This is a genomic window from Pedococcus sp. 2YAF34 (genome assembly GCF_052114585.1).
GTDB lineage: Bacteria > Actinomycetota > Actinomycetes > Actinomycetales > Dermatophilaceae > Pedococcus.
Map to the genome: position 1 here is coordinate 101,470 of NZ_JBFRFA010000007.1, position 21,578 is coordinate 123,047.

At 72.5% G+C, this 21,578-nt stretch carries 23 protein-coding genes and 1 riboswitch; of the genes, 7 read left to right on the plus strand and 16 right to left on the minus strand.

Features of this window, described 5'->3' with window-relative positions:
- Positions 1-5: 5 nt before the first annotated feature.
- The gene (locus AB4Z02_RS06065; RefSeq protein ID WP_441970022.1) at positions 6-641 is read right to left on the minus strand and encodes a hypothetical protein; all 636 of its coding nucleotides are present in this window, start codon (positions 639-641) and stop codon (positions 6-8) included.
- Between the two features lie 48 nt (positions 642-689).
- Complete coding sequence (locus AB4Z02_RS06070; protein ID WP_056881942.1) at positions 690-890, minus strand: hypothetical protein; 201 nt, start codon at positions 888-890, stop codon at positions 690-692.
- A 73-nt stretch (positions 891-963) separates the two neighbouring features.
- Here AB4Z02_RS06070 and AB4Z02_RS06075 point away from each other — a divergent pair, with 73 nt between their 5' ends.
- Positions 964-1,458 carry a MarR family winged helix-turn-helix transcriptional regulator gene (locus tag AB4Z02_RS06075; RefSeq protein WP_056881943.1) on the plus strand — a complete coding sequence of 165 codons (495 nt, stop codon included), beginning with the start codon at positions 964-966 and terminating at the stop codon, positions 1,456-1,458.
- The gene (locus tag AB4Z02_RS06080; protein ID WP_441970023.1) at positions 1,455-2,327 is read left to right on the plus strand and encodes an alpha/beta fold hydrolase; all 873 of its coding nucleotides are present in this window, start codon (positions 1,455-1,457) and stop codon (positions 2,325-2,327) included. Before AB4Z02_RS06075 ends, AB4Z02_RS06080 begins: the two co-directional genes overlap by 4 nt.
- 6 nt (positions 2,328-2,333) lie before the next feature.
- On the opposite strand, the gene AB4Z02_RS06085 is transcribed toward AB4Z02_RS06080, so the two are convergent.
- Positions 2,334-2,561, minus strand: coding sequence for a hypothetical protein (locus AB4Z02_RS06085; RefSeq protein WP_441970024.1), 228 nt, complete (start codon positions 2,559-2,561; stop codon positions 2,334-2,336).
- An 80-nt stretch (positions 2,562-2,641) separates the two neighbouring features.
- Here AB4Z02_RS06085 and AB4Z02_RS06090 point away from each other — a divergent pair, with 80 nt between their 5' ends.
- The 3 genes from AB4Z02_RS06090 (at position 2,642) to AB4Z02_RS06100 (ending at position 6,147) form a co-directional block, all read left to right on the plus strand.
- Positions 2,642-3,184, plus strand: coding sequence for a hypothetical protein (locus AB4Z02_RS06090; protein WP_441970025.1), 543 nt, complete (start codon positions 2,642-2,644; stop codon positions 3,182-3,184).
- Positions 3,185-3,363: 179 nt separating this feature from the next.
- Positions 3,364-4,416: a TolB family protein gene (locus AB4Z02_RS06095; protein ID WP_441970026.1), complete on the plus strand. Its 1,053-nt coding sequence runs from the start codon at positions 3,364-3,366 to the stop codon at positions 4,414-4,416.
- A gap of 15 nt (positions 4,417-4,431) precedes the next feature.
- Positions 4,432-6,147: a glycoside hydrolase family 13 protein gene (locus AB4Z02_RS06100; protein WP_441970027.1), complete on the plus strand. Its 1,716-nt coding sequence runs from the start codon at positions 4,432-4,434 to the stop codon at positions 6,145-6,147.
- A gap of 33 nt (positions 6,148-6,180) precedes the next feature.
- On the opposite strand, the gene AB4Z02_RS06105 is transcribed toward AB4Z02_RS06100, so the two are convergent.
- From AB4Z02_RS06105 to AB4Z02_RS06150, 10 genes are read right to left on the minus strand one after another with little or no spacing between them, the layout of a single operon-like run.
- Positions 6,181-7,293: a GNAT family N-acetyltransferase gene (locus AB4Z02_RS06105; protein ID WP_441970028.1), complete on the minus strand. Its 1,113-nt coding sequence runs from the start codon at positions 7,291-7,293 to the stop codon at positions 6,181-6,183.
- Positions 7,286-8,356, minus strand: coding sequence for a sugar phosphate nucleotidyltransferase (locus tag AB4Z02_RS06110; RefSeq protein ID WP_441970029.1), 1,071 nt, complete (start codon positions 8,354-8,356; stop codon positions 7,286-7,288). The genes AB4Z02_RS06105 and AB4Z02_RS06110 overlap by 8 nt, the downstream gene beginning before the upstream one ends.
- Positions 8,356-9,786 (minus strand): MFS transporter, encoded by a 1,431-nt coding sequence (locus tag AB4Z02_RS06115; RefSeq protein ID WP_441970030.1) that lies wholly within the window; start codon positions 9,784-9,786, stop codon positions 8,356-8,358. The genes AB4Z02_RS06110 and AB4Z02_RS06115 overlap by 1 nt, the downstream gene beginning before the upstream one ends.
- Positions 9,783-11,411, minus strand: a complete 1,629-nt coding sequence (locus tag AB4Z02_RS06120) for an AMP-binding protein (RefSeq protein WP_441970031.1) — start codon at positions 11,409-11,411, stop codon at positions 9,783-9,785. Before AB4Z02_RS06120 ends, AB4Z02_RS06115 begins: the two co-directional genes overlap by 4 nt.
- Positions 11,404-11,640, minus strand: a complete 237-nt coding sequence (locus AB4Z02_RS06125; protein ID WP_441970032.1) for a phosphopantetheine-binding protein — start codon at positions 11,638-11,640, stop codon at positions 11,404-11,406. The genes AB4Z02_RS06120 and AB4Z02_RS06125 overlap by 8 nt, the downstream gene beginning before the upstream one ends.
- Entirely contained in the window at positions 11,637-13,073 is a 1,437-nt protein-coding gene (locus tag AB4Z02_RS06130; RefSeq protein ID WP_441970033.1) for an ATP-grasp domain-containing protein, read from the minus strand. The genes AB4Z02_RS06125 and AB4Z02_RS06130 overlap by 4 nt, the downstream gene beginning before the upstream one ends.
- Positions 13,070-14,347: a condensation domain-containing protein gene (locus tag AB4Z02_RS06135; RefSeq protein WP_441970034.1), complete on the minus strand. Its 1,278-nt coding sequence runs from the start codon at positions 14,345-14,347 to the stop codon at positions 13,070-13,072. The genes AB4Z02_RS06130 and AB4Z02_RS06135 overlap by 4 nt, the downstream gene beginning before the upstream one ends.
- The gene (locus tag AB4Z02_RS06140; RefSeq protein WP_441970035.1) at positions 14,340-15,083 is read right to left on the minus strand and encodes an aldo/keto reductase; all 744 of its coding nucleotides are present in this window, start codon (positions 15,081-15,083) and stop codon (positions 14,340-14,342) included. Before AB4Z02_RS06140 ends, AB4Z02_RS06135 begins: the two co-directional genes overlap by 8 nt.
- Complete coding sequence (locus AB4Z02_RS06145; RefSeq protein ID WP_441970036.1) at positions 15,080-15,715, minus strand: hypothetical protein; 636 nt, start codon at positions 15,713-15,715, stop codon at positions 15,080-15,082. The genes AB4Z02_RS06140 and AB4Z02_RS06145 overlap by 4 nt, the downstream gene beginning before the upstream one ends.
- The gene (locus AB4Z02_RS06150; protein ID WP_441970037.1) at positions 15,712-16,872 is read right to left on the minus strand and encodes an NAD(P)/FAD-dependent oxidoreductase; all 1,161 of its coding nucleotides are present in this window, start codon (positions 16,870-16,872) and stop codon (positions 15,712-15,714) included. Before AB4Z02_RS06150 ends, AB4Z02_RS06145 begins: the two co-directional genes overlap by 4 nt.
- Positions 16,873-17,105: 233 nt before the next feature.
- Here AB4Z02_RS06150 and AB4Z02_RS06155 point away from each other — a divergent pair, with 233 nt between their 5' ends.
- Positions 17,106-17,552, plus strand: a complete 447-nt coding sequence (locus tag AB4Z02_RS06155; protein ID WP_441970038.1) for a PLDc N-terminal domain-containing protein — start codon at positions 17,106-17,108, stop codon at positions 17,550-17,552.
- Positions 17,553-17,571: 19 nt separating this feature from the next.
- Here the strand turns inward: AB4Z02_RS06155 and AB4Z02_RS06160 are convergent, their stop codons facing one another.
- Positions 17,572-18,396, minus strand: a complete 825-nt coding sequence (locus tag AB4Z02_RS06160) for a DUF1028 domain-containing protein (protein WP_441970039.1) — start codon at positions 18,394-18,396, stop codon at positions 17,572-17,574.
- Between the two features lie 81 nt (positions 18,397-18,477).
- On the opposite strand from AB4Z02_RS06160, the gene AB4Z02_RS06165 reads away from it, so the two are divergent.
- Positions 18,478-19,575 (plus strand): calcium:proton antiporter, encoded by a 1,098-nt coding sequence (locus tag AB4Z02_RS06165; RefSeq protein WP_441970040.1) that lies wholly within the window; start codon positions 18,478-18,480, stop codon positions 19,573-19,575.
- 43 nt (positions 19,576-19,618) lie between these two features.
- Here the strand turns inward: AB4Z02_RS06165 and AB4Z02_RS06170 are convergent, their stop codons facing one another.
- Positions 19,619-20,311, minus strand: a complete 693-nt coding sequence (locus AB4Z02_RS06170; RefSeq protein ID WP_441970041.1) for a DsbA family oxidoreductase — start codon at positions 20,309-20,311, stop codon at positions 19,619-19,621.
- A gap of 160 nt (positions 20,312-20,471) precedes the next feature.
- Complete coding sequence (locus AB4Z02_RS06175) at positions 20,472-21,170, minus strand: C40 family peptidase (protein ID WP_441970042.1); 699 nt, start codon at positions 21,168-21,170, stop codon at positions 20,472-20,474.
- 53 nt (positions 21,171-21,223) lie between these two features.
- Positions 21,224-21,419, minus strand: a riboswitch (cyclic di-AMP (ydaO/yuaA leader).
- Positions 21,420-21,578 lie beyond the last annotated feature (159 nt).

Sequence of the window (21,578 nt, forward strand, 5' to 3'; positions counted from 1 at the left end):
CCCCCTCAGAGGCAGTTGGCCCCGACGCGCAGCTCGACGACCTCCGCCCCCGGCGGTACCGGGGCGACGTGCGCGCCCACCGGCCCCCATGTGGCCGGCGGCTTCCACGCCGAGACGTGGAAGTCCCCCTTGCACCAGGCCGGACCGTGCGCCAGACCCCGCGGCTGCCAGCCCTCAGTACGGAGCCGCGCATCGACGGCGCTCACCGCGCCGGCCGCGTCGTCGACGGCGTAGTAGCGCACCACGGTCGGGCAGCCGTCGCCGAAGCACCAGTCGTTGCCCTCCGACGTCTGGCCGAGGAACGTCGCGCCCGGTGGCGCGCCCCACTCGTCGGCGAAGGCCTCGACGCGCCCGAAGCCCGGCGTCGCCTGGGCCGGCACGCCCCATACCAGCAGCCAGATCACCAGCGCGATCCCGACCGCGACCGGCCTGCGATGGCGCAGCCGCCGGACCAGTCCCCAAGTCGGCAGCGCGAGGGGGACGTAGGCCACCGCCGACCAGCGCCACGCCCCCGCCTCACCGGCCACGCCGGACAACACGAGCCAGGCCGTCGCGACGACGACCCACACGGCCCAGAGCGCCACCAGCCCCACCACCCGGGCCACGCGCCCGCCCCTCGTCAACGGCAGCGGCTCACCCATGGGCGGATTGTCATCGCCGCGCGGCGGTCAGGGCATCGGTCCCCGTACTCAGCCGTGCGCCTGCTGCTCGCGGCGGAGCCTGGCCGCGCGGGCAGCCTCGACCTTCGCCGCACGCTCGCGCTTCATCTTCATGTGCGGGTCGTCCTCGGCCGTCAGCTGGGCCGGCCCGAAGAGGTGCCAGCCGAAGTACCGGATCCCGTACAGCAGCCGGTAGCCCAGCGAGAGCCCCTCGTTACTGCCCTTGGCCATGCCTACCGCCTCGATAGTTAGTACACGTATGATTCGTGCGCTAACTATACGCCACGCCTCCTAGGATGACCTCGTGCCTCCCGCCACCCCCGCCGCGCAGGACGCGCCTGTCGACCTCCTCGCCCTCGACCGCCAGGTCTGCTTCGCCCTGGCCGTGGCGTCGCGCAACGTCATCGCGCTCTACCGCCCCCTGCTCGAGCCCATGGGCCTGACCCACCCGCAGTACCTCGTGATGCTCGCCCTCTGGGAGGAGGAGCCGCTGCGGGTCTCCGAGCTCGCCCGCCGAATCAGCCTCGAGCCGGCCACCCTGTCGCCGCTGCTCAAGCGTCTCGAGGCGAGCGGCATGGTCACCCGCACCCGCGACCCCCTCGACGACCGCGCCCTGGCCATCTCCCTGACCACGCAGGGCCGCCGCGCGAGGTCGCGTGCCGAGAAGATCCCACCGGCGATCATGGCGCGCCTGGGCATGGACCTTGCCGAGCTCGAGGGCCTGCGCGACGGCCTCACCCGTCTCATCGACGCCGCCCGCGATGACTTCCCTCCGCGAGAGAGGTCTTCACGAGCATGACCACCACGCACTCCCTGCAGACCCCCGACGGCACCCTGGCCTACGACGTGCACGGCCCGCTCCCGACCGCGGACGGCCGCCCGCCGCTCTTCATGGTCGGCGCCCCGATGGGTGCCGACGGCTTCTCGGCCCTGGTCGCCCTGGTGCCGGACCGCACCGTCGTCACCTACGACGTGCGTGGCCTCGGCCGCAGCGTGCGCACCGACGGCAGCGACCGGCACACACCTGAGCAGAACGCCGACGACCAGCACCGCATCATCGAGGCGCTGGGCGCCGGCCCGGTCGAGGTGTTCGCGAGCAGCGGTGGCGCGGTCAGCGCCCTGGCGCTCGTCGCCGCCCACCCTGCCGACGTGACGGTGCTCGTCGCCCACGAACCGCCCTGTCTCGCAGTGCTGCCCGACGCCGAGGCCGCCTTCGCGGCCGAGCGGGCGGTGCACGCCACCTATGCCTCGCGGGGGTGGGCGGCGGGTATGGCGCACTTCATCGCCATGACGTCGGTGCAGGGCGAGCTCACCGACGAGTTCGCGACGGCCCCGGCTCCCGACCCGGCGATGTTCGGCATGCCCACGCAGGACGACGGCACCCGCAGCGACCCGCTCCTGTCCGGGGTCTCCGACGCCATCACCGCCTTCCGTCCCGACGTCGACGCGCTGCAGTCGGCTCCGGCCCGCATCGTGCTCGCGGCCGGGATCGAGTCCAAGGGCACCCTCACGTGGCGCACCACCGAGGCCGTCGCGGCGCTGCTCGGCACCGGGGTCGAGGTCTTCCCCAGCCACCACGGTGGGTTCGTCGGCGGCGAGGGCGGGTATGCCGGCCAGCCGGGGGCGTTCGCCGCGAGGCTGCGCGAGGTGCTCGACGCCGACCGCTGACGGGCCTCAGCCAGCGGCGTTGAACAGCAGGGTGGCGTTGAAGAGGCTGATGAGGAAGCCGACGACGAGGATCGCGTCCAGCACCCCGTAGGACATGAGGTGGAAGTTGGCGAGCTTCCACCGCAGGGGCGCGTCGGCATACCCGCGGGGCTTCCAGCGGCGCACCCGCTGGACGAACCAGACCACCAGCGCGATGCCGTAGCAGATCGCACTGAACTGCCACGCACTCCGCATGGAGACAGTGTGCCGCGCGGCAGTAGCGTCGAGGTCCCGGCCCACCCGCCGCGGACCCTGCGAAGCCTGCGAGGACCCCCATGACCCAGCTCGGCGCCCTGCTCGGCGCAGTCGCGACCGCAGCTCAGGCGGACGGCACGTGCTACGAGTCGAGCGCACCGGCGCAGTGGCTCGACTGGGGCCTCGTCGCCGGCACGACCACGGTAGCCACCGCGATGCTGGCGATGACCCTGTTCGTGCAGCCGTCGCGCCGCCGGGTGACGACCAGGCGGCCGACTGCCTTCCGCCGGTGGTGGGCGCGCCTGCCGCAGCTGCTCGCGGTGGTGCTGGTGGTGGCGCTCATCGCGATCGGGGCGGGGACGGTGACGCCCGGCCTCCGCGCCGGGTACGCCGTGCAGTCCTTGCTCCTCGTCCTCGCCCTCGTGCCGCTGGTGGTCGTCTCCATCCGGCGCGCGGCGACCCTGCGCCGCGGCGAGCCGCTCGCCTACCGGCAGCACGTCGTCGTCGCCTGCGCCCAGGTCCTGACGCTGACCGCGGCTGCCGCAGCCCTCGTCGTCACGGTGGCGGTCATCGTGGCCTACGCGCAGGCCACGGTGCCCGTCGACTGCTCGCTGGTGCGCTGAGACGGGACCACCTACGGCGAAAGGGCTCCGCCGAAATGCGGTGTCGCATGGTCCGACCGGGTCATTGCCGGGCGGTGGCACCGGGAGCATCGTTCGACGGAGGACGCCGTCGGCGTGCAGGGGAAGACCGCGGGACCCGCACTGTCCAGCGCAACCACCGCCCACCCCAGGAGGGCCAGATGTCTCCCACTTTCCCCACGCTCCGACCCCGCACAGCCGCAGCCGCCGTGGCCGTCATGGCCGTGGTGCTTGGCGCCCTCGTGGCAGCACCCGCCTCGGCCACCACCCCCGGCACCAACGGACGCATCGCCTACAAGCAGTACCTGGACGCCGACCGGACGACCGGAGCCATCTTCACCATCCGGCCGGACGGGACGGGCACCCGCCAGCTCACCCGACCCGCGGCAGGCGTGGTCGACGACCAGCCCGACTGGTCGCCCGACGGGTCGCTGGTGGCCTTCCGGCGATGCGTCCCCGACACCGTGTGCGCCATCTACACCGTGCACCCCGACGGCAGCCACCTGCGACGCCTCAGCCCGGAGTGCAACGCCACGGCTCCCGACATCGAGACCAAGTGCCCCGACGAGTCCGAGGTGGCGTTCATGCCGGACGGCAGGCACGTCATCTACACCCGCTCCACGGGACTCGTGCGCGAGTTCCCCGATGGAGAAGGCTTCATCGAGCACTCCGACGTCGTCATCCGGGACCTGTCGGGTGAGCACTCCCGCGTCATCCTGCGCTCCCGCCCCTTCGCCGGGGACAACAACGAGATGGTCGTCTCCCCCGACGGGCGGCAGGTCGCCTTCCGGCGCGAGAACTCCCCGCTGACCGAACCCGCCGGGGGGATCGCGCTGTTCGTGATGCGCAGCGACGGCAGCCACGTGCGGCGCATCACGCCGTGGTCGCTGCACGCCGGCGACCACCCCGACTGGTCACCCGACGGACGGTGGATCCTGTTCCGCTCCAACGAGGACGGCGGCTTCCTCGACTCCCAGCTCTACGTCGTGCACCCTGACGGCACCGGACGTCGCCAGGTGACCCACGTGAGCGCGGACACGATGCTGCTGTCGGCCTCGTTCTCACCCTCCGGCACCAAGGTCGTCTACGCACGCTCCGGTGACGGCGGACAGCCGGACCTCTTCACTGCGCGGCTGGACGGCAGCCACGAGCAGCCCGTCACGCACACGGCGCTCTGGGACAGCGCGCCGGACTGGGGCCCCGCTCGAAGGTAGGCCAGACTGCTGCGCATGACCGAAGCCCAGTGGTTCCGTGAAGCCGTCGTCTACCAGATCTACCCGCGCAGCTTCCAGGACAGCAACGGCGACGGCATCGGCGACGTGCCCGGCATCATCGCCCGGCTCGACTACCTCAAGACCCTCGGCGTCGACGTGGTGTGGCTCTCCCCGATCTACACGAGCCCGCAGGACGACAACGGCTACGACATCGCCGACTACGAGGACATCGACCCGACGTTCGGAACCCTGGCCGACGTCGACGAGCTCATCGCCCAGGCGCACGAGCGCGGCATCCGCATCGTCATGGACCTCGTGGTCAACCACACCTCCGACGAGCACCCGTGGTTCGTCGAGTCCCGCTCCAGCAAGGACAACCCCAAGCGCGACTGGTACTGGTGGCGCCCCGCCCGCGAGGGCCACGAGACGGGCGCGCCCGGCGCCGAGCCGACCAACTGGGAGTCCTTCTTCAGCGGACCCGCCTGGGAGCTCGACGAGGCCACCGGCGAGTACTACCTGCACCTGTTCAGCCGCAAGCAGCCCGACCTCAACTGGGAGAACCCTGAGGTCCGCGAGGCCGTCTACGCGATGATGCGCTGGTGGCTCGACCGCGGCATCGACGGGTTCCGCATGGACGTCATCAACATGATCTCCAAGGTCACCGCGCTGCGCGACGGCCAGCCGATCCCCGGCAACCCCCACCTCGGTGACGGCACGCCCCACTTCCTCAACGGCCCGCGCATCCACGAGTACCTCCACGAGATGCACGCCGCGGTCTTCGAGGGCCGCGCCGAGAAGCTGCTCACCGTCGGCGAGATGCCCGGCGTCACCGTCGAGGACGCCGTCCTCTACACCGACCCCGAGCGCCGTGAGGTCGACATGGTGTTCCAGTTCGAGCACGTGGGCCTCGACCACGGCGACCACAAGTGGGACCGCCGCACCCTCGACCTGCGCGACCTCAAGCGCTCGCTCGGCCGCTGGCAGGACGCCCTCGCCGACGTCGGGTGGAACTCGCTCTACTGGAACAACCACGACCAGCCACGCGCCGTCTCCCGGTTCGGGTCCGACGCCCCCGAGCACCGGGTCGCCTCGGCCAAGCTGCTCGGCACGGTCCTGCACCTGCACCGCGGCACGCCGTACGTCTACCAGGGCGAGGAGCTCGGCATGACCAACGTGCCGTTCGCCGCCCACGACGACTTCCTCGACATCGAGTCGGTCAACTACTACCGGATGGCCGTCGCGTCGGGCTCGGACGCCGAGGAGGTGCTGAGCGCCCTGCGCCTCGGCAGCCGCGACAACGCCCGCTCCCCCATGCAGTGGGACGCGAGCGACAACGCGGGCTTCACCACCGGCAGCCCGTGGTCGCGAGTCAACCCCAACCACACGGAGATCAACGCCGAGGCCGCCCTCGCCGACGAGGACTCGGTGTTCCACCACTACCGCCGCGTCATCGAGCTGCGCCACACCGAGCCGGCCGTGGCGCACGGCGACTTCCACATGCTCGCCGCCGACCACCCCAGGCTCTACGCGTTCACCCGCGCCCACGAGGGCACCGAGCTCCTCGTGCTCGCCAACTTCTCCGGCGACGAGCTGCCGCTCGACGATGTCGACGGGCTCGACCTCGACCTCGACGGGTGGAAGGGCGCCACGCTCCTGCTCGGCAACCTCGGCGACCCGGCGGCGCCCACCGCCCCGCTGCGCCCCTGGGAGGCCCGCGTACTACGCCGCTGACCCGCGAACCCAGGCGGCGGCGCCGGCCCCCTGTCAGGTGGACTCGGTCACCGCCCACACGGGACTGAGGACTGCGCCGCGCGACCGCTTCGCGGCCGCAGCCTCCATACCCAGCTCGAGGCGGCTGCGGCCGAGCCGCACCGCCTCGCGCAGGGGTGCGTAGTAGCACGTCTCGAGGTAGCCCGGCAGCCGCGTGGAGGGGTCGTCGGCGAGCCCCACCTCGTAGACCTCGAGGCTCTCGCCGGCGTCGGACACGAAGCTCGCCGCAACCAGGAGCCCGGTCGAGTCGCGGACCATCACCGCGCGGCAACGGCCCACGCCGGCCGCGATCCACGCTTCCAGGCGCAGCCGCGCGAACCGCGGGTGGTCGGGGATGCCGTGGACTGCCTTGACGAGCGTGACGAGCGGCGCCGCCTCCTCGAGGGCGTCCTGCGCGTCGACCCACTCGCTGCTGAGGCCGAGCTCCTGGAAGGCGCGCCAGTCGCGGCGGATCTTGTTTCGACGCCCGGACGGCAGGGTGAGCAGGTAGTGGTCGAGGTCCGGGTGGTCGGTCGCCAGCACCGCCAGCTCACCGAGTGGCACAAGGCGGGGGTTCTCGAAGGCCTCGACCACCGCCTCCCTCTGCGCCTCCGGGAGGTACAGGAATGCTGGACGGCGGCCCTGGCCAGCGGCCTCGTCGAGCGCCCTGCGGGTGAGGGCGGTGACGACGGCGGCGCGGTCGCTGTCCGGCACCCAGCCCGTCACCGCCACCCCACCGGCGAGGTCACGTCCGCCACCGAGGACGAGCCAGTCACGTTCGTCCGCGGATCCCGCTGCGAGCAGGGCGTGGCAGCTGTAGGACTCGTCCGGGGCCTTGGCGACCCGCAAGCCTCCCACCGGGAGGACGCCGGCCAACCCACCGTCCAGGCGCGCCACCACGAAGCGGACGTCCCAGCGCGCGTCGGCCGCCCACTGCACGGCCCTGCCCGGACGGGACGCGACGGCAGGCGACCACCACTCCTGCGCCAACCACCCCTCGGGGAGGTCGTCCAGCGTCGCGACCTCGGTCTTCATGGCCCGGCCCGTCGCGAGGTCGCTCTGCACGGTACCGGGGTCGGGCTGTCCGGTCGCTGGGGCAGCCTGCTGGAGCTGGGCAGCCTCAGGCACCGACGCCAACCGGAGCGGACTGCCAGTAGTACTCGCGGACGAGGTCGGGTGTCCGCATGCTGCCGACGAGCGAGTGCAGGACGACCGCCCCGTCGGCGACCGCGCCGCCGGGCAGGACCACGCTGTCGCGAACGACGGCTCCGGCGCCGACGCGCGCGGCCGGCCCGATGACGCACGGGCCGACGAGCTTCGCGCCGTCGCCGATGACGGCGTCCCGCTCCACGAGCACGGCGCCCTCGAGCTCGACGCCATCACCCACGACGGCCGAGGAGGCCAAGTGCTGGCCGCGGCCGTTGGCGGGCGTGATCGGCGCGATGCCCATGTCGCCCTCGAGGGCGAGCAGCGAGCCCTCGATGTAGCCCTCGGCCAGGCCGAAGTCATCGAAGAGGTGCTTGCTCACGTAGGCGTGCAACCCGAGGTCGGGGTGGTCCACCACGCGGGGTAGCAGGTCGCGGTTGAGGTCCACACCGTCGCGGTCGGCGAAGGCGGGGTCCGGGGGCTGCAGGTGCGGCTGCACGCGGGGGTTGAGCACCCAGGCGCCGGTTCCGGCCAGGCGGCTCTTCGCCTTCTCCTTGGGCTTGAGCTGGTACTCCACCGCGCGTGTGCCCTCGCCGAGCACAACCACGTCCCCGTGGAACTCCTCCAGCGGCCAGGGGTGCTCGATGCAGGCCACCGTGGCGGCCTGGTCGTGGCTGCGGTGGAACTCGAGCAGGTCGCTGATGCTCAAGGTAGAAACCATGTCGGCGACCGAGACGACCAGGTCGTCGCCCTCCCAGAACTCCTTGGCGTGGTGGAGGATCCCGGCCGTGCCGAGCTGGAACGGCTCCTGCACGTAGGTGAGCTCGACGCCCCAGGCCGAGCCGTCGCCGAGGCATGCCTGCAGGTCGCTCATCGTGGTGAGCGAGTTGACCATGATCTGCGTGATCCCCGCGTCGCGGAACCGCTCGATCGTGTAGGTCAGCAGCGGCCGGTCGAGCAGCGGCATGAGCGACTTGGGGAAGCTGTCGGTGTAGGGCCACAGGCGTCGCCCGTGTCCTCCACACAGCAGGAGGCCTCGTGCCATCAGTGTCCTTCCTCGGCGAGGGCCCGAAGGTCCTCGGTGGGGCGCCCCGTCATGGCGACGGAGACGTCGGGAGCGCCAGCGGTGGTCGTGCCGGGAGCGCCAGCGGTGGTCGTGCCGGGAGCGCCAGCGGTGGTCGTGCCGGGAGCATCAGCGGGGTCGGTACCGACGGCGGCCTCGGCACCGTCCGCGGCTCCAGCGGTCGGCCCGACCCGGAGCACGAACAGCCACAGGGCGACCCCGGCGAGGAGGACCACTGCACCGCTCACCAGCCAGCCTGCACCTCCGGGCCGGATGGTCACCGCGGTGGCGAGCAGCGGGGCCAGCAGCATCCCGCCCGAGGCGGCGCTGCCGAAGGCCGACTGGTACTCGCCGTGCCGGTCCTCGGGGCTCAGGGCGTAGGACACACCCCACGACCCGGCAGCCTGGGACATCTCGCCGAAGACGTAGACCACCGTCGCCGCGACGAGGAGTGCGACCGCCCCGACGGAACCGGAGTGGGTGGCCGAGGCGAACAGCAGCGTCGAGACGAGCACGAGGGCGGCACCGGCCAGCGAAGAGCGCGCGCCTCCCCGGGCCGACTCCGAACCGCGGCTCATGCGCACCTGGAACAGCACGACCAGTGCCGTGTTGACGATGAACAGCACGCCGACGAGGGCGCGGGGGGCGTCGGTCTCCCTGACGACCCACAAGGGCATGGCGACCTCGAAGAGGCCGTAGTGCAGGCACAGCACGGCGTTGAGGGCAGCCGCTCCCACGAAACGGCGGTCGCGGTGGACCACCAGCCGCGACCGGCGACCGGTGGAGCCGGCATGCTTGCCAGCGCCGGCCTGGTCGAGCGGGGGAAGTCCTTGGGCCAACCAGGCGGAGACGACGAACGCGAGCGCGTTGACACCGATCACGGCGCGGTAGGCACCGGGAGTGTTTGCGTGCAGGGCCAGCGCCCCCACGGCACCCCCGAGGGAGACGCCGATGTTCTGACCTGCCCGCAGCCGGGCCCGTGACGCCACCCGTTCGCCCGTGAAGATGCGCGCCATCAGTGCGCCGCGTGCGCCGTACGCCACCCGGTCCGCGAGCCCGACCGCGATGACGACCACGGCGTACGCCCACAGGCTTCGGACCGTCAGCAGGACGGCGACACCGACGGCCTGGGCGCACAGCCCCGCGACCAGCATGCGCCGGGCCCCGAAGCCGTCGGCCAGCGCCCCCAGGGGTACGCCGAGCGCCAGCGAGCACAGCCCGCTGGCGGTCATCACCGCCCCGACCTGAACCGCCGGGAGCCCGACCACGGTCGTGAAGTAGATGATGCTGACGGTGAGCAGCGCCCCGAAGCCGGTGGACTCGGCGACCGTGGCCAGCAGCAACCGTCGCGCAGGGCCGGGAGGACCCACGACGCGCTCGAGCAGCGGCGCGGTTGCGGTGTCGTCCGTCATGCCGGCACCGTGGTGGGCACCGGTGGGACCAGCTCTGCCCGCAGCGCCTTGTGGTCGGTCTTGCCGCGGTCGTTGCGCGGCAGGTCCGTCCGGTGCTCGAACCGCTCGGGCACCATGTACGGCGGCAGCAGCTGCGCCACCCGCGCACGCATCTCGCGCGCAGGCTGCTCAGCGCCGGAGTAGAAGACGGCCAGGTAGTCGCCCAGGCGGCCGTGCGCAGTGACCGCGGCGACGTCGACGACGCCCTCCACCCGCCGCACCGCCTGCTCGACCTCGCCCAGCTCGAGCCGGTAGCCGCGCACCTTGACCTGGCGGTCGAGCCGCCCCAGGTGCAGCAGAGTGCCGCCGTCGCGTCGGACCCGGTCGCCGGTGCGGTACCAGAGGTGGGGCCCGGGCCGCCCGGCCGGCGGCTCGACGGCCCGCCCGTCCTCGACGAGCAGGAAGCGCCCGACGTTGTCGGCCTCGTCGAGGTAGCCGGTGAGCCGCTGCGGACCACGCACGCACAGCTCGCCCTCCTCCACGCAGACGACCCCGTCCTCGACGAGGCACCACTCCAGGCCCGGGTACACGGCGCCGATCGGCACCGTTCCGTTGGACGTGGCAGGCCACGAGTCGAGCTCGTCGGGGAGGACGTACTCGGTGCAGCTCACCGTGAGCTCGGTGGGCCCGTAGACGTTCTCGACGACGGAGAAGGGGGCGGCCTCGGCCCAGCCCTTGGCGGTCTCGAGGGTGAGGGGCTCGCCGATGAACGAGCTGCGCACCAGGTCGGGGAGCGCACCCGGCTGCAGGGTGCGCATCTGCCGGGCCACCGTCACGACTGACGGGACGGAGTACCAGTGCGTGAGGCGCCGCTCGGCGGCGTAGGACACGGGCATCATCGCCTCCCGGCCGGCGGGCACGACCAGCGTGGCGCCGCTGGTCAGGCAGGCGACCACGTCGAACATCGACGGGTCGAAGGTGAGGTCGAAGTTGTTGCTGAGCCGCGCACCCGGGCCCAGCTCGCTGCGCTGCACGACGTGCGACGTGTAGGCAGCCAGCGCGCTGTGGGCGATGCACACGCCCTTGGGGACACCGGTGGAGCCGGACGTGAAGAGCACGTACGCCTCGTCCTCGGCACGCGGACCCCAGCTCACCGAACCCTCGGTCGCGGCGCCCTCGGCAGCAGCACCCCCGCCTGCCGGGGGTGCTGCTGGCGCGCCGTCGAGCAGGTCACCCAGGGACAGCTCCACGACCTCCAGCCCCGCCTGACGCAGGGCGTCACGACGGGTCGCGTCCACCGACACGTCCACGAGCACGGTGTCGAGCTGGGCCAGGCCCGCGATGGTCAGCAGGCGCGCACACGGTGCCGAAGGGGACAAGGGCACGGCACTGCGCCCGGAGGCAAGGACACCGAGGAAGCCCAAAGGCCCCTCCAGGGACCGGCCGACGCACAGGCCGACCCTCGGGCCGCAGGCACCCACGCGAGCGGCGACCGCAACGACGGCACGCCAACAGTCGCCGTAGGTCACGGCCCCACCACCCTGCTCGAGGGCAGGCAGCTCGGGCGCCAACTGCGCCGTGCGCATGAAGTGCTGCACCACGCCCTCCTCCGCGGGGATCGTCGACACGGGCGAGCGCTCAGGCACGATCCGCCACACGACCCTCGCACTCCTGCACCACGTCACCGATGCGGCCACTGGAGAACAGGGTCTGCAACGGGAACTCGATGCCGAGCTCCGCCTCGACCCGCTCCATGAGCTCGACGGCGGAGAGCGAGTCTCCGCCGAGGGCGAAGAAGTTGTCGTCGGCCTCGATGTCCGGGACGGCAAGGATCTCACCGAGTGCGGAGGTGATCGCCTGCTGCGTGGTCGTCATGAGTGGGAGAGCTCCTTGGTCGTGGCCGCGTCGGCCGTCGTGGTGCCCGGGACGGGCGTACTGGAAGTGGGGGGCTGGGAAGGCGGTGCGGGAGCAGCGGCTCGCGCCCGCTCGGGAGCCGGCGTGGCCCCGGGCGCGGCCGTGGCCAGCTCACCTGCCGACAGCGAGACCGACCCGCCGCCGGGGGTGCCGAACTCGTAGACGAGCTCGCGCTCGAGGGTCCGCACCGCCTGGAGCAGCCCGTCGAGGTCGTCGGCCTCCCCGGCCACGAGGTCGAGGGTCGTGGTGGCCACGCCCCCGGCCAGGACCGCGCCACGGCGGACGTGCGGCAGGTAGCGGCTGAACCCGGGGCGGCGCAGCAGCTCGCGCGCCCCCCGGACACCGCCGAAGGTGACCTCGAACGGTGGCGCGACGCTGGTGTACTGGAAGTGGACGCGGTCCACCTCGACGGGCCGGACACCGTGCGGGCGGCCGAGCGCGACGTCTGCCGCGGCGCGAACCAGGTCGACCCCGGCTGCGCGCTGCGAGAGCTCACCGACGAGCCCGCCGAGCCGGCCGTTGACCTCGATGATGCGCGGGCCGTATGCGGTGAGCTTGACCTCGGTGTGGGCGAGTCCGTGCCGCAGCCCGAGTGCCTGGAGGGCCGCCCCGGACAGCCGTCGCACCTCGTCCGCGAGCTCGTCGGCCAAGGGTGCGGGCCAGAACTGTGCCACCTCGCGGAAGGGGGGCACCAGCGGCAGCTTGCCCGTGACGGCGACGTGGGTGACGGCTCCGTCCTGGACCAGCGACTCGACGGACACGTAGTCACCGAACGGGAGCGTGTCAGCGCCCACAAGCAGCTCCTCGAAGACGAACTCCTCGCTGCCTGCCTCGACCAGCTCGGCGCCGCGACGGACGTCCGCCACCGTCCGCACCAGGTGGGTCGCCCTGCTGGCCACACCGTGGCGCGGCTTGAGCACCCCGGGCAGCCCGACCTCGTCGACCGCGGACTCCCACCCGACCGGGCTGGAGACGAGGACGCTGTGCACCGAGTCGACGCCGGCCCCGGCCAGCCGCCGGCGCTGGGCGAGCTTGTCGCGCAGGAGGGCCGCGGTCTCCGGTGTCGTGCCGGGGGTGCCGAGGGCCGCCGCGATGGTGGCGGTGCGCGCCAGCGCGAGCTCGGAGTAGGTCACGACCCCCGAGAGCCCCAACCCCTCGACCGCTTCACGGTCCGCTGCCTCATTCCGACCTCCTGCCGAATCCCCCTGCGGCAGGTCGACCACCTCGCCGAGGCGACAGAGCCCCGGGCGGGCGGCGTCGGCGTGGGCGGACCCCGGCAGGAGGTAGACCGGCTCGATCCGCGAGCCAGGCGCCGCCAGGCTCGCGTGGACCTCACCGTACGAGGCCGCCCCTTCGTCGTAGACGACGCCGAGACGCAGGTCGCCGCCAGTCATCGTGCAGTCGGCAGCAGGCTCGCCGACGCCGGGTCGGCAGCAGGGGCCAGGGACTCGTCGACGAGGGCGGCGGTCACGGCCAGGCAGCCCTCGAGGACCGAGCGCACCCACCACTCGTCGACCACGTCGGCGCGGTAGCGCGCTGACAGCCTGACTCCCTCGGCGTCGAACGTGCCGGAGATGTCGGCCACGCGCCGGGCAGACCCCCCGGGTCCGGACGGCGGGTCCCAGCGTGTGGTCGTGATGCCCGACAAGCGGATGTCCGGGCGCGCCATGGCCGCCCGCTCGAAGGCGAACTTCACCGGGTAGAGGTCACGCCCATGGTGCAGGTCGAGGACCCGCTCCCACTGCACCCGGGGGGAGACCTGCCACCGGGGCAGCAGGCTGCTCACCTCGCGCAGCACCTGGGCGGGCGAGCCCCCGGCGGTGCCCATGAAGATGGTGTTGGAGAAGTAGCCGAGGGCCCGGACAGCCTCCCCTCGCGATCGGCCGGTCGAGGCCGAGCCCACGATCGCCTCGTGGTCACCCGTCGCCTCCGCCAGCGCGCACAACAGGCCGGTGACCGCCAGCGCGTACGGCGTCGTGCGCAGAGCCCCGCACGCCTGCCGGAGCCTCGCGGCGAGCTCGGCGCCGGCGACCACGGTGAGGTGGCCGGCCGGCCCGAGGGGGGTGGTCGCGCGGGCCTGCAGCTCGCGGACACCTCGGTACGGCCGGGCGAAGAGCTCCGATGGCACGTCGAGCTCCTCGGGGCCGGCTGCCTGCACCGCCTGGTGGTACTGGCTCGGCTCGGGGAGCGCGTCGGGGTCGTCGTAAGCCTTCTCGAGCTCGGCGTACAGGTTCTTCAGCGACCACCCGTCGAAGACCAGGTGGTGCCCGCAGACCCAGAGGGCAGCCCGGTCCCCCGGTACGGAGCCCACCCAGATCCGCAGGGGCAGCTCTCGCACGAGGTCCATCGGCCGCTCGACCTCGACCTGCCCGGCGGCGAAGGCGTGGTCGACGTCCGAGAACCCATCGGCGACACGCAGGACCTCGTCGACCAGCTGCTCGGTCCAGGGGTGAACTCGGTAGCCGCCGGTGAGGCCGACGACGGTGGAGCGCGCCACCTCGTGCCGGCGCAGGACCGTGGCGACGGCATCGCGCAACCGCCCGTGGTCGAGCGGGCCCTCCAGGACGAAGGACTCCACCATGAGGTAGTAGTCGTCGACGGTGTCGCCCAGGAAGTCGAGCATGGTCTGCTGCTGCTCGCTGAACGGTCGCACGGTGGTGTCAGCCACGGGTCGCCTCCTCGAAGGAACGGACGGTCTCGGCCAGGTGGTCCGGGTTGGTGGTGCCGGTGAGCACCACGCCGTCGCCGACGTGCTCGACCGCGTACGACAGCAGCTCGGTGCGGCTCCGCCCCCCGAGGAGGCGGCCGCTGCCGTACGGCCTGTTGCCCAGGACGGTCACCTCGTGGGCGTGGGACCTCGCCCAGGCAGCCAGCTCCGGAACCCCCGGGTTGACGGGGAGCTGCACGTGGTCGAAGACGCCGGTGGCGAGCGCCTCGTCGGCGGACTCCACGTCCTTGACGCTGGCGCCGAGGTGGTCGATGCCGTGCTCGTCGGCCAGCGAGCGGAGCAGCCGAACGAATGCCGGGTCGCGCAGCACCTCGACGGTGGCCTTGTGCACCTGGAGGAGGTCGATGCGCCCGAGCAGGCGCGCCGACCGGCGCACGGACTCCTCGGTGTCGCGCAGCCCGTGGCTCGTACGGCCGCCTTCGCTGGGGGACCAGTACTCACCCACCTTGGTCGCGACGAACAGCTCCTGCCGCTCCTGCTGCGGGAGGGCGGCCAGGAACGCGCCGAGGCGCTGCTCGCTCTCGCCGTAGGCCGGCGCGGTGTCGAGGACCTGCACGCCCTGGTCGAGGGCGGCGCGGAGCAGGCCGGCGCTGGCCCCGAACGTCGCCACGGACACGTCGTCGCTGGGCCACGGCCTGCCGATGCCGATCAGGCCGAGCCCGAGGCGCGCGCTCATCGCGGGGTCCCGGACGGCTTGGGGTGGTAGGCGCTCTGGCGCTCGACCGGCACGCCGTCGAACGAGGGGGTGAGGTTGACGACGTCACCACGCTGCAGCCGCAGGCCCCTCGCCAGGCCGGCACCCTTGAGGACCGCCCCGCGCTCGTCGGGCTCCACGTGGCTGTGGCCACCGAGACCACCTCCGAGCTCCACCGACTGGGCCGCGATGGTGCCGATCACCTGGGCGCCGTCACCGAGGCGGCAGCGGCCGACGAGCTCGCACCCGTTGAGCAGGCGCACCCCAGTCCCGAGCTCGATGGAGGCACCGGGCTGGTTGGCCTTGACCTGGACACCACCGGGTCCGAGCTCGCAACGGGCACCCACACGGATGCTCCCGCCGGCCGTGGCCAGCAGGAACGTGCCGGGGTAGAGCACGGTGTCCTCGCCCACCTGCACGACGCCGTCGCGGTCGCGCTGCACGACGACACCCGGGTAGAGGACGGTGCCACGACCCAGGACCACACCGGAGGAGACCAGGGTCGACCACGGGTCGAGCACCCGCACCCCGTCTGCGCCGAGGGCGAGGGTCTCGTCGACCGTCAGCAGCCCCAGCGCCCTGCGGTGGTCGTCGAGGGTGGGAGTGACCGTCATACCAGGGCCGCCTGCCCGCGCAGGTCGTCGACGTGCGCCTCGAGCGGTCGCCTCGTCACGACGTCGGTGTGGAGACGGGCGAAGACCTGGTGGCTGACGTAGTCGGCGGCGAAGGGCGCCTCGGTCATCTTGCCGGGGAGCACGCACAGCGTGGTGTCGTCCAGCCACTCCACCTGGATGTTGAGGGATCGGGCATCGTCGCCCTGTTGGCGGACATCGACCTTGACGCACGAGGTCACCTTGGCCTGCTCCGGGGCGCTGCGCCGGAACCGCTCCGCGATGGCGCGCAGCAGGTTGTCGGTGCCGTCGGCGCGCGGCACGAAGGTCGGCTCCGGCACGAGGTAGGCGTCCTCGTTGAGCCCGACGACGCTCCAGTCGCCGTGGTTGGCCATCGCTGCCTCGCGCGGGGCCACGCTGAAGACCGACATCGGCGACAGCCGCGGCATGATCGCCAGGTGGCTCTGCCACAGCCGGATCTCGGGCCCCGCGAGCCCGAGCTCGCGGCAGACAGCCCCCGTCGCGAAGCCCGTGGCCAGGACGAGCAGGCGGTGGCGGACCGTCAGACCGTGGGTCCCGTCCAGGACGATCGCCCCGTCCTCGCCCCGGCGGGGTCGGGCACCCAGCAGCAGCGTGGCGCCGGCGCGGAGCAGTTCGTTGACCAGGCGGGCCCCGAGGATCCGCACGTTGACCGACCGGTCGCGGACCTCGAACACGCGCTCCGAGTCGGTGGTCACCACGTCCTCGTCGAACTCACGCCGCAGGCTCGGGTCCAGCTCGCGGTGCCCGACCCCTGCAGCGCCCCAGCGCTGGAGCGCGCGCTCGGCCTGGTCCTCGCGGACGATCGCCAGCGTGGGCCGCGCCTCGGGCTCGATGCACTCGGGGAAGTCGCGGTGCAGCTGCTCCCACCCGTAGATGCACCGCTTGGCGACGACGGCGGCCTGGACCGGGTCGCCGATGGACATCGAGTGGTAGGTGCCTGCATGCAGCCAGCCCTCGTTGCGGCTGCTCGCCCCGGACATCACCTGCTCAGCAGGGTCCACGACCACCACGCGGTAGCCCATGCCGACAAGGCGTCGTGCGCTCAGCAACCCGGCGATCCCGGCCCCGAGCACCACCACGTCACAGTCCAGCTGCCCTCGCTGTGCGTCCCCACCCATGTCAGATTCCCCCCGACGTCATGCAGCTGCCTGCACTGGATCCCCCCGACACCGATGTCGGCGGACAAACGACGTGGACCATAGCAGAACGGACGAGAAGCGCGTTTTACCCGTGTTTGCCGTCCGTTGGTTCGCCGTCATCACCGGCGGGCACCCATCGCCTCGGCGGTGCCTGCGGCCGCGACCTCGCCAAGTACGGGACAGGTGTGGCACGCACCTGCCACCATCGGCCTGTGCTGATTCGTGGGGGCGTGGGGCTCGGGGTGATCCTGACGGCGGTGTGGATCTACTGCCTGCTGGACGTGATCATGGCCGACGAGCACCGCATCAGGAACCTGTCCAAGTCGACCTGGGTCGTCATCGTGCTGTTCACCTTCGAGGTGGGCGCGGTGGCGTGGCTCGTGGCGGGACGACCGCAGGGGCCGGCGCGCAGCCTGCCCTACAAGGGCAACGCCGGGTACCCCGAGTACGACCGACCCGGCCGGTTCGTCGCCACCAACCCCGACGACGACGCCGAGTTCCTGCGGAAGGTACGCGAGCGCGCCGAGGCCCAGCGGCAGGAGGCGAAGCGGCAGCGCGCCGAGCGCGAGGCCGCCGAGGAGCGCGCGCTCGAGCAGGAGCGCAAGCGTCGGCTGGGGCACGAGCGCCCCGACGAGACCACCGACCCGCATCCGGGCTGATACCCAGTCGGGCTGGACCTCAGGCGGTGGCTTCGCGCAACGCCGCCAGCACCTTGGCGTCGATGCCGTCGGGGCTCATCCGCATCTCGTAGTTCGCCTCGCCCGCCCACCGCTCCAGCGCCTCCGTGACGTCGTCACCCCGATGGCCCAGCTGCGCCAGCCGAGCCGACACCTCGTCGGCGAGGTCGCCCGTCAGCGGCTGCACGTCCTCGGGCCGACCGAAGAGCAGGTCGTTGGTGCGCAGCAGCCGGGCGAGCTCGCGCGGTGCGTCCGGGTCGTCGTCGACGCGCACGTCCGCGAGCACCCCGCACGCGTCGTACCCCGCTCCCGGCGCGACCGCGTACAGGGCCGCGCCCTGGCGCCCGCGGGAGTCGCCGCCGGCCTCGTCCCCCGCGAGCAGCGCGGCGATGAGGCGGTCGGTGAGCGAGCCGCCGGCGGACCCCAGCCACGCGCGCTCCATGGCCTCGACGACCTCGGGACCGGTGAGGATGTTGCCCTGGATGGCGTAGCCGCCGGTGGCCTCGCGGCCACAGGCGCCACCGGCCCAGTCCATGCACTCGCCCCCGGTGTACGTCGCCTGCGAGTCGACCCCGACGACACCGAGCTGCCGGTGCTCACGCGCGTCGTCCGGGGTGGTGCAGGCCTCGACGGCAGCAGCCGCGTCGTGGCCGTCGGAAAGGGCGGCGAGTGCTGTGCCGCGGTAGGACACCCGGGCCATGGCCTGCGTGGCGACGGCACCGACGCCGAGCCGCACCTCAGGCACCACGGCCCCGACGAAGGGGAACTTGCTCGCCACGGCGACGCCGAACGCGTCACCGACCTGGCCCACGATGGAGAACGTCATGGCCCGAACCTAGACGCCCGCACCGGCGGGCGCCGCCCGGACCGATTGCGTGGGTTCGCCCCGGGTCTGGGAGACTTCCCCATGGCCGCGCGAACGACCAATCCCCTGCTCACCTGGACCACCCTCGCCCCACCACTGGCACTCGTCGCCCTGGTCCTGGCGTGGGGGCGGGACCTCGGCGCCGTACCGGTGGTCATCGTGGCCGCTGCCCTCGCAGCCGCCGTGCTCGCCGCGGTGCACCACGCCGAGGTCGTCGCCCACCGGGTCGGCGAACCCTTCGGCTCCCTCGTCCTGGCCGTCGCGGTCACCATCATCGAGGTGGCCCTCATCGTCACGCTCATGATCTCTGGCGGCAAGGACTCGACCAGCCTCGCGCGCGACACCGTCTTCGCGGCCGTGATGATCACCTGCAACGGCATCGTCGGGCTGTCGCTGTTCGTGGGGGCGCGCCGCTACAAGCTCATCTCGTTCAACGCCGAGGGCACCGGTGCCGCGCTCGCGACGGTGACCACCCTCGCCGCGATGACCCTCGTCGTCCCGACCTTCACCACCGGGCAGGTCGGGCCCGAGTTCACCCCGAGCCAGCTGGCGTTCGCCGCGGTGATCTCGCTGATCCTCTACGGCATGTTCGTGTCCACGCAGACCGTCAGGCACCGCGACTTCTTCCTGCCCGTCGGCAAGGAGGGCGAGCCCCTGTCCGACGAGCACGCCAACCCGCCCGGCGACCGCGAGACCTGGGCCTCCCTGGGCCTGCTGCTGGTCTCGCTCCTGGCCGTCGTCGGCCTGGCCAAGGTCGAGTCACCCGCGATCGAGTCGGCCGTCGCCGCGGCCGGGTTCCCGCAGTCGTTCGTCGGGGTCGTCATCGCCCTGCTCGTGCTGCTCCCCGAGACGCTTGCCGCGGTGCGAGCTGCCCAGCGCAACCGCATCCAGATCAGCCTCAACCTCGCGCTCGGCTCGGCGATGGCGAGCATCGGCCTGACCATCCCTGCCATCGCCATCGCGATGGTCTGGCTCGAGGGGCCACTGCTGCTCGGGCTCGGCTCCACGCAGATGGTCCTGCTCGGGCTCACCGTGCTCGTCAGCGTGCTGACCGTGGTGCCCGGCCGCGCCACCCGGCTGCAGGGCGGCGTGCACCTGGTGCTGCTCGCGGCGTTCGTGTTCCTCGCCGTCAACCCCTGAGGCGTAGGGCTCCGACCCCAAGGGCGTACGGCGTGTGGCCGGCTCAGGCGCGCGGAGCGGCCTGGGCTTCCTCGGCGTGCAGCGGGTGGTCGGCGGCGGCGCTCTCGATGAGCCGGCCCAGCACCTCGACGGTGTGCACGCCGGACAGCCCCACCTTGCGGTTGCCGATGAAGAAGGGCACCCCGGTGATCCCGATGTCGCGGGCGGCCTCCTCGTCGGCGCGGACCTCCACGGAGTACTCCTCGCCGGCCAGCACCGCGGACACCCGGCGGCCGTCGAGCCCCGCCTCGGCGCCGAGGCGCTGCAGGGTCTCGATGTCGTCGATGGCCCTGCCCTCGCTGAAGTGGGCGCTGAACATCCGCTCGAGCACCGCGGCCTGCAGGGCGTGGCCTCCCTGCGCGAGGCCGAGCGCCACGAGGCGGTGTGCGTCGAACGAGCTGGCCCGCAGCTGGGCGTCGACGTCGATCTCGATGCCGTCGGGCCTGCCCATGATCGCCGGGCGCTCGGCCATCTCACGCGCGCCCTCGAGGTCCACGCCGTACCGCTGCGCGAGCCACGGCAGGACGCGCTCCCCGCTGCCCCGCGGGGCCGAGGGGTCGAGCTCGAAGGCGTGGTAGGTGACGGTGACCTCGGCCGGGTGTGCGCTCTCCGCGATCGCGAGCTCCAGCCGGCGCTTGCCCAGGTAGCACCACGGGCAGACCACGTCGGCCCAGACGTCGATCTCCACAGCGTTCATGTCCCCCATACTCACACGACCCCACCGAGCGCGGTACGGGTCGGGGTGCCCCTCCGACGGCGACCCGCACGCCGGCGGACACGGACGAGGCCCCCCACCTCAGTGCGGTGGGGGGCCTCGTCAGGGGCGCCGAAGGTGGGGCCAGGTGGTGCGGGGTTGGTCAGGGACGACCGTAGGTCACGGCGCTGGACCAGATGGAGCGCAGCGCCACGGCCTTGCCGGTGCGCGGGCTGTCCCACATCATGCCGTTCCCGGCGTAGATGCCCACGTGGTAGGCGGGCGAGCCGAAGAACACGAGGTCACCGGGCTGCGGGTTGGAGACCGGGGTGGTCGCCTGGCGCTGCGCCTCGGCCGTGCGCGGCAGGCTGATGCCCGCCTGGCGGAAGACGTACTGCGTGTAGCCGGAGCAGTCGAACCCCGCCGGCGTCGTGCCGCCGTAGACGTACATGATGCCGGCGTACTGGGCCGCGATGCCCAGGATGCCGCCGACAGCGGGCTTGGAGACGACCGGCGCGGTGCGCTGGGTCGACCGGCTCGCGACCGGGGCCGTGCGCTGGGGCACAGCCACCACGACGGGCTTCGGCTTGGGCTTCGGCTTCGGCTTCGGCTTCGGCTTGGCCGTCGCCTTGAAGCCGATGACGCCGAACGCGTCGGCGGCCTGCGGGGCAGCGGTCTTCGGGGCCTGCACGGCCACGGGGGCGACCGCAGCCGGCGCACCCTTGGTCGAGGGGTGGCTCGCCGGGGCCGCCGAGGCGGGGAGGGCGAACGAGGCCACGAGGCCACCGGACGCCGCGATGACGGCAGTCGTCTTGACGGCCGGCTGGGCGGACTTCGCCGCGATGCCAGCCAGCTCGGACACGGGGTTGAAACGACCTGGCGCGCGGTGGCGACCAGCAGCGTGAGATGACACGGTCAGAGAACCTCCGACGCCTACGAGGTGAGCTGTCGGGTTCGGGTGGAGGTAGGTCACCCGGCCCTCACGGTTGCCTCCCGACCTTGCGGGCGCTCTGGTGAGGACTTCACCCCGAGGACCGTCCGGAGACGGACCAAAAGTGGGTCCCCCGCTCCTGCCAAGCGGTCTTGCTGGTGACCCGGGCGTGGTGACAGGACTAGGCGATCCACATCGGGCCAACCACCTCTAGGGGGTGAGGAGGTCTGGGACACCGTACACAAGCGCGGCGCCCAATGTCACGTTCGGGTCACGGTGGGTCAACAAAAGTCCATGAAAGCGCCCACAAATGGCAACGAAGACACGCTTCGCACCGGC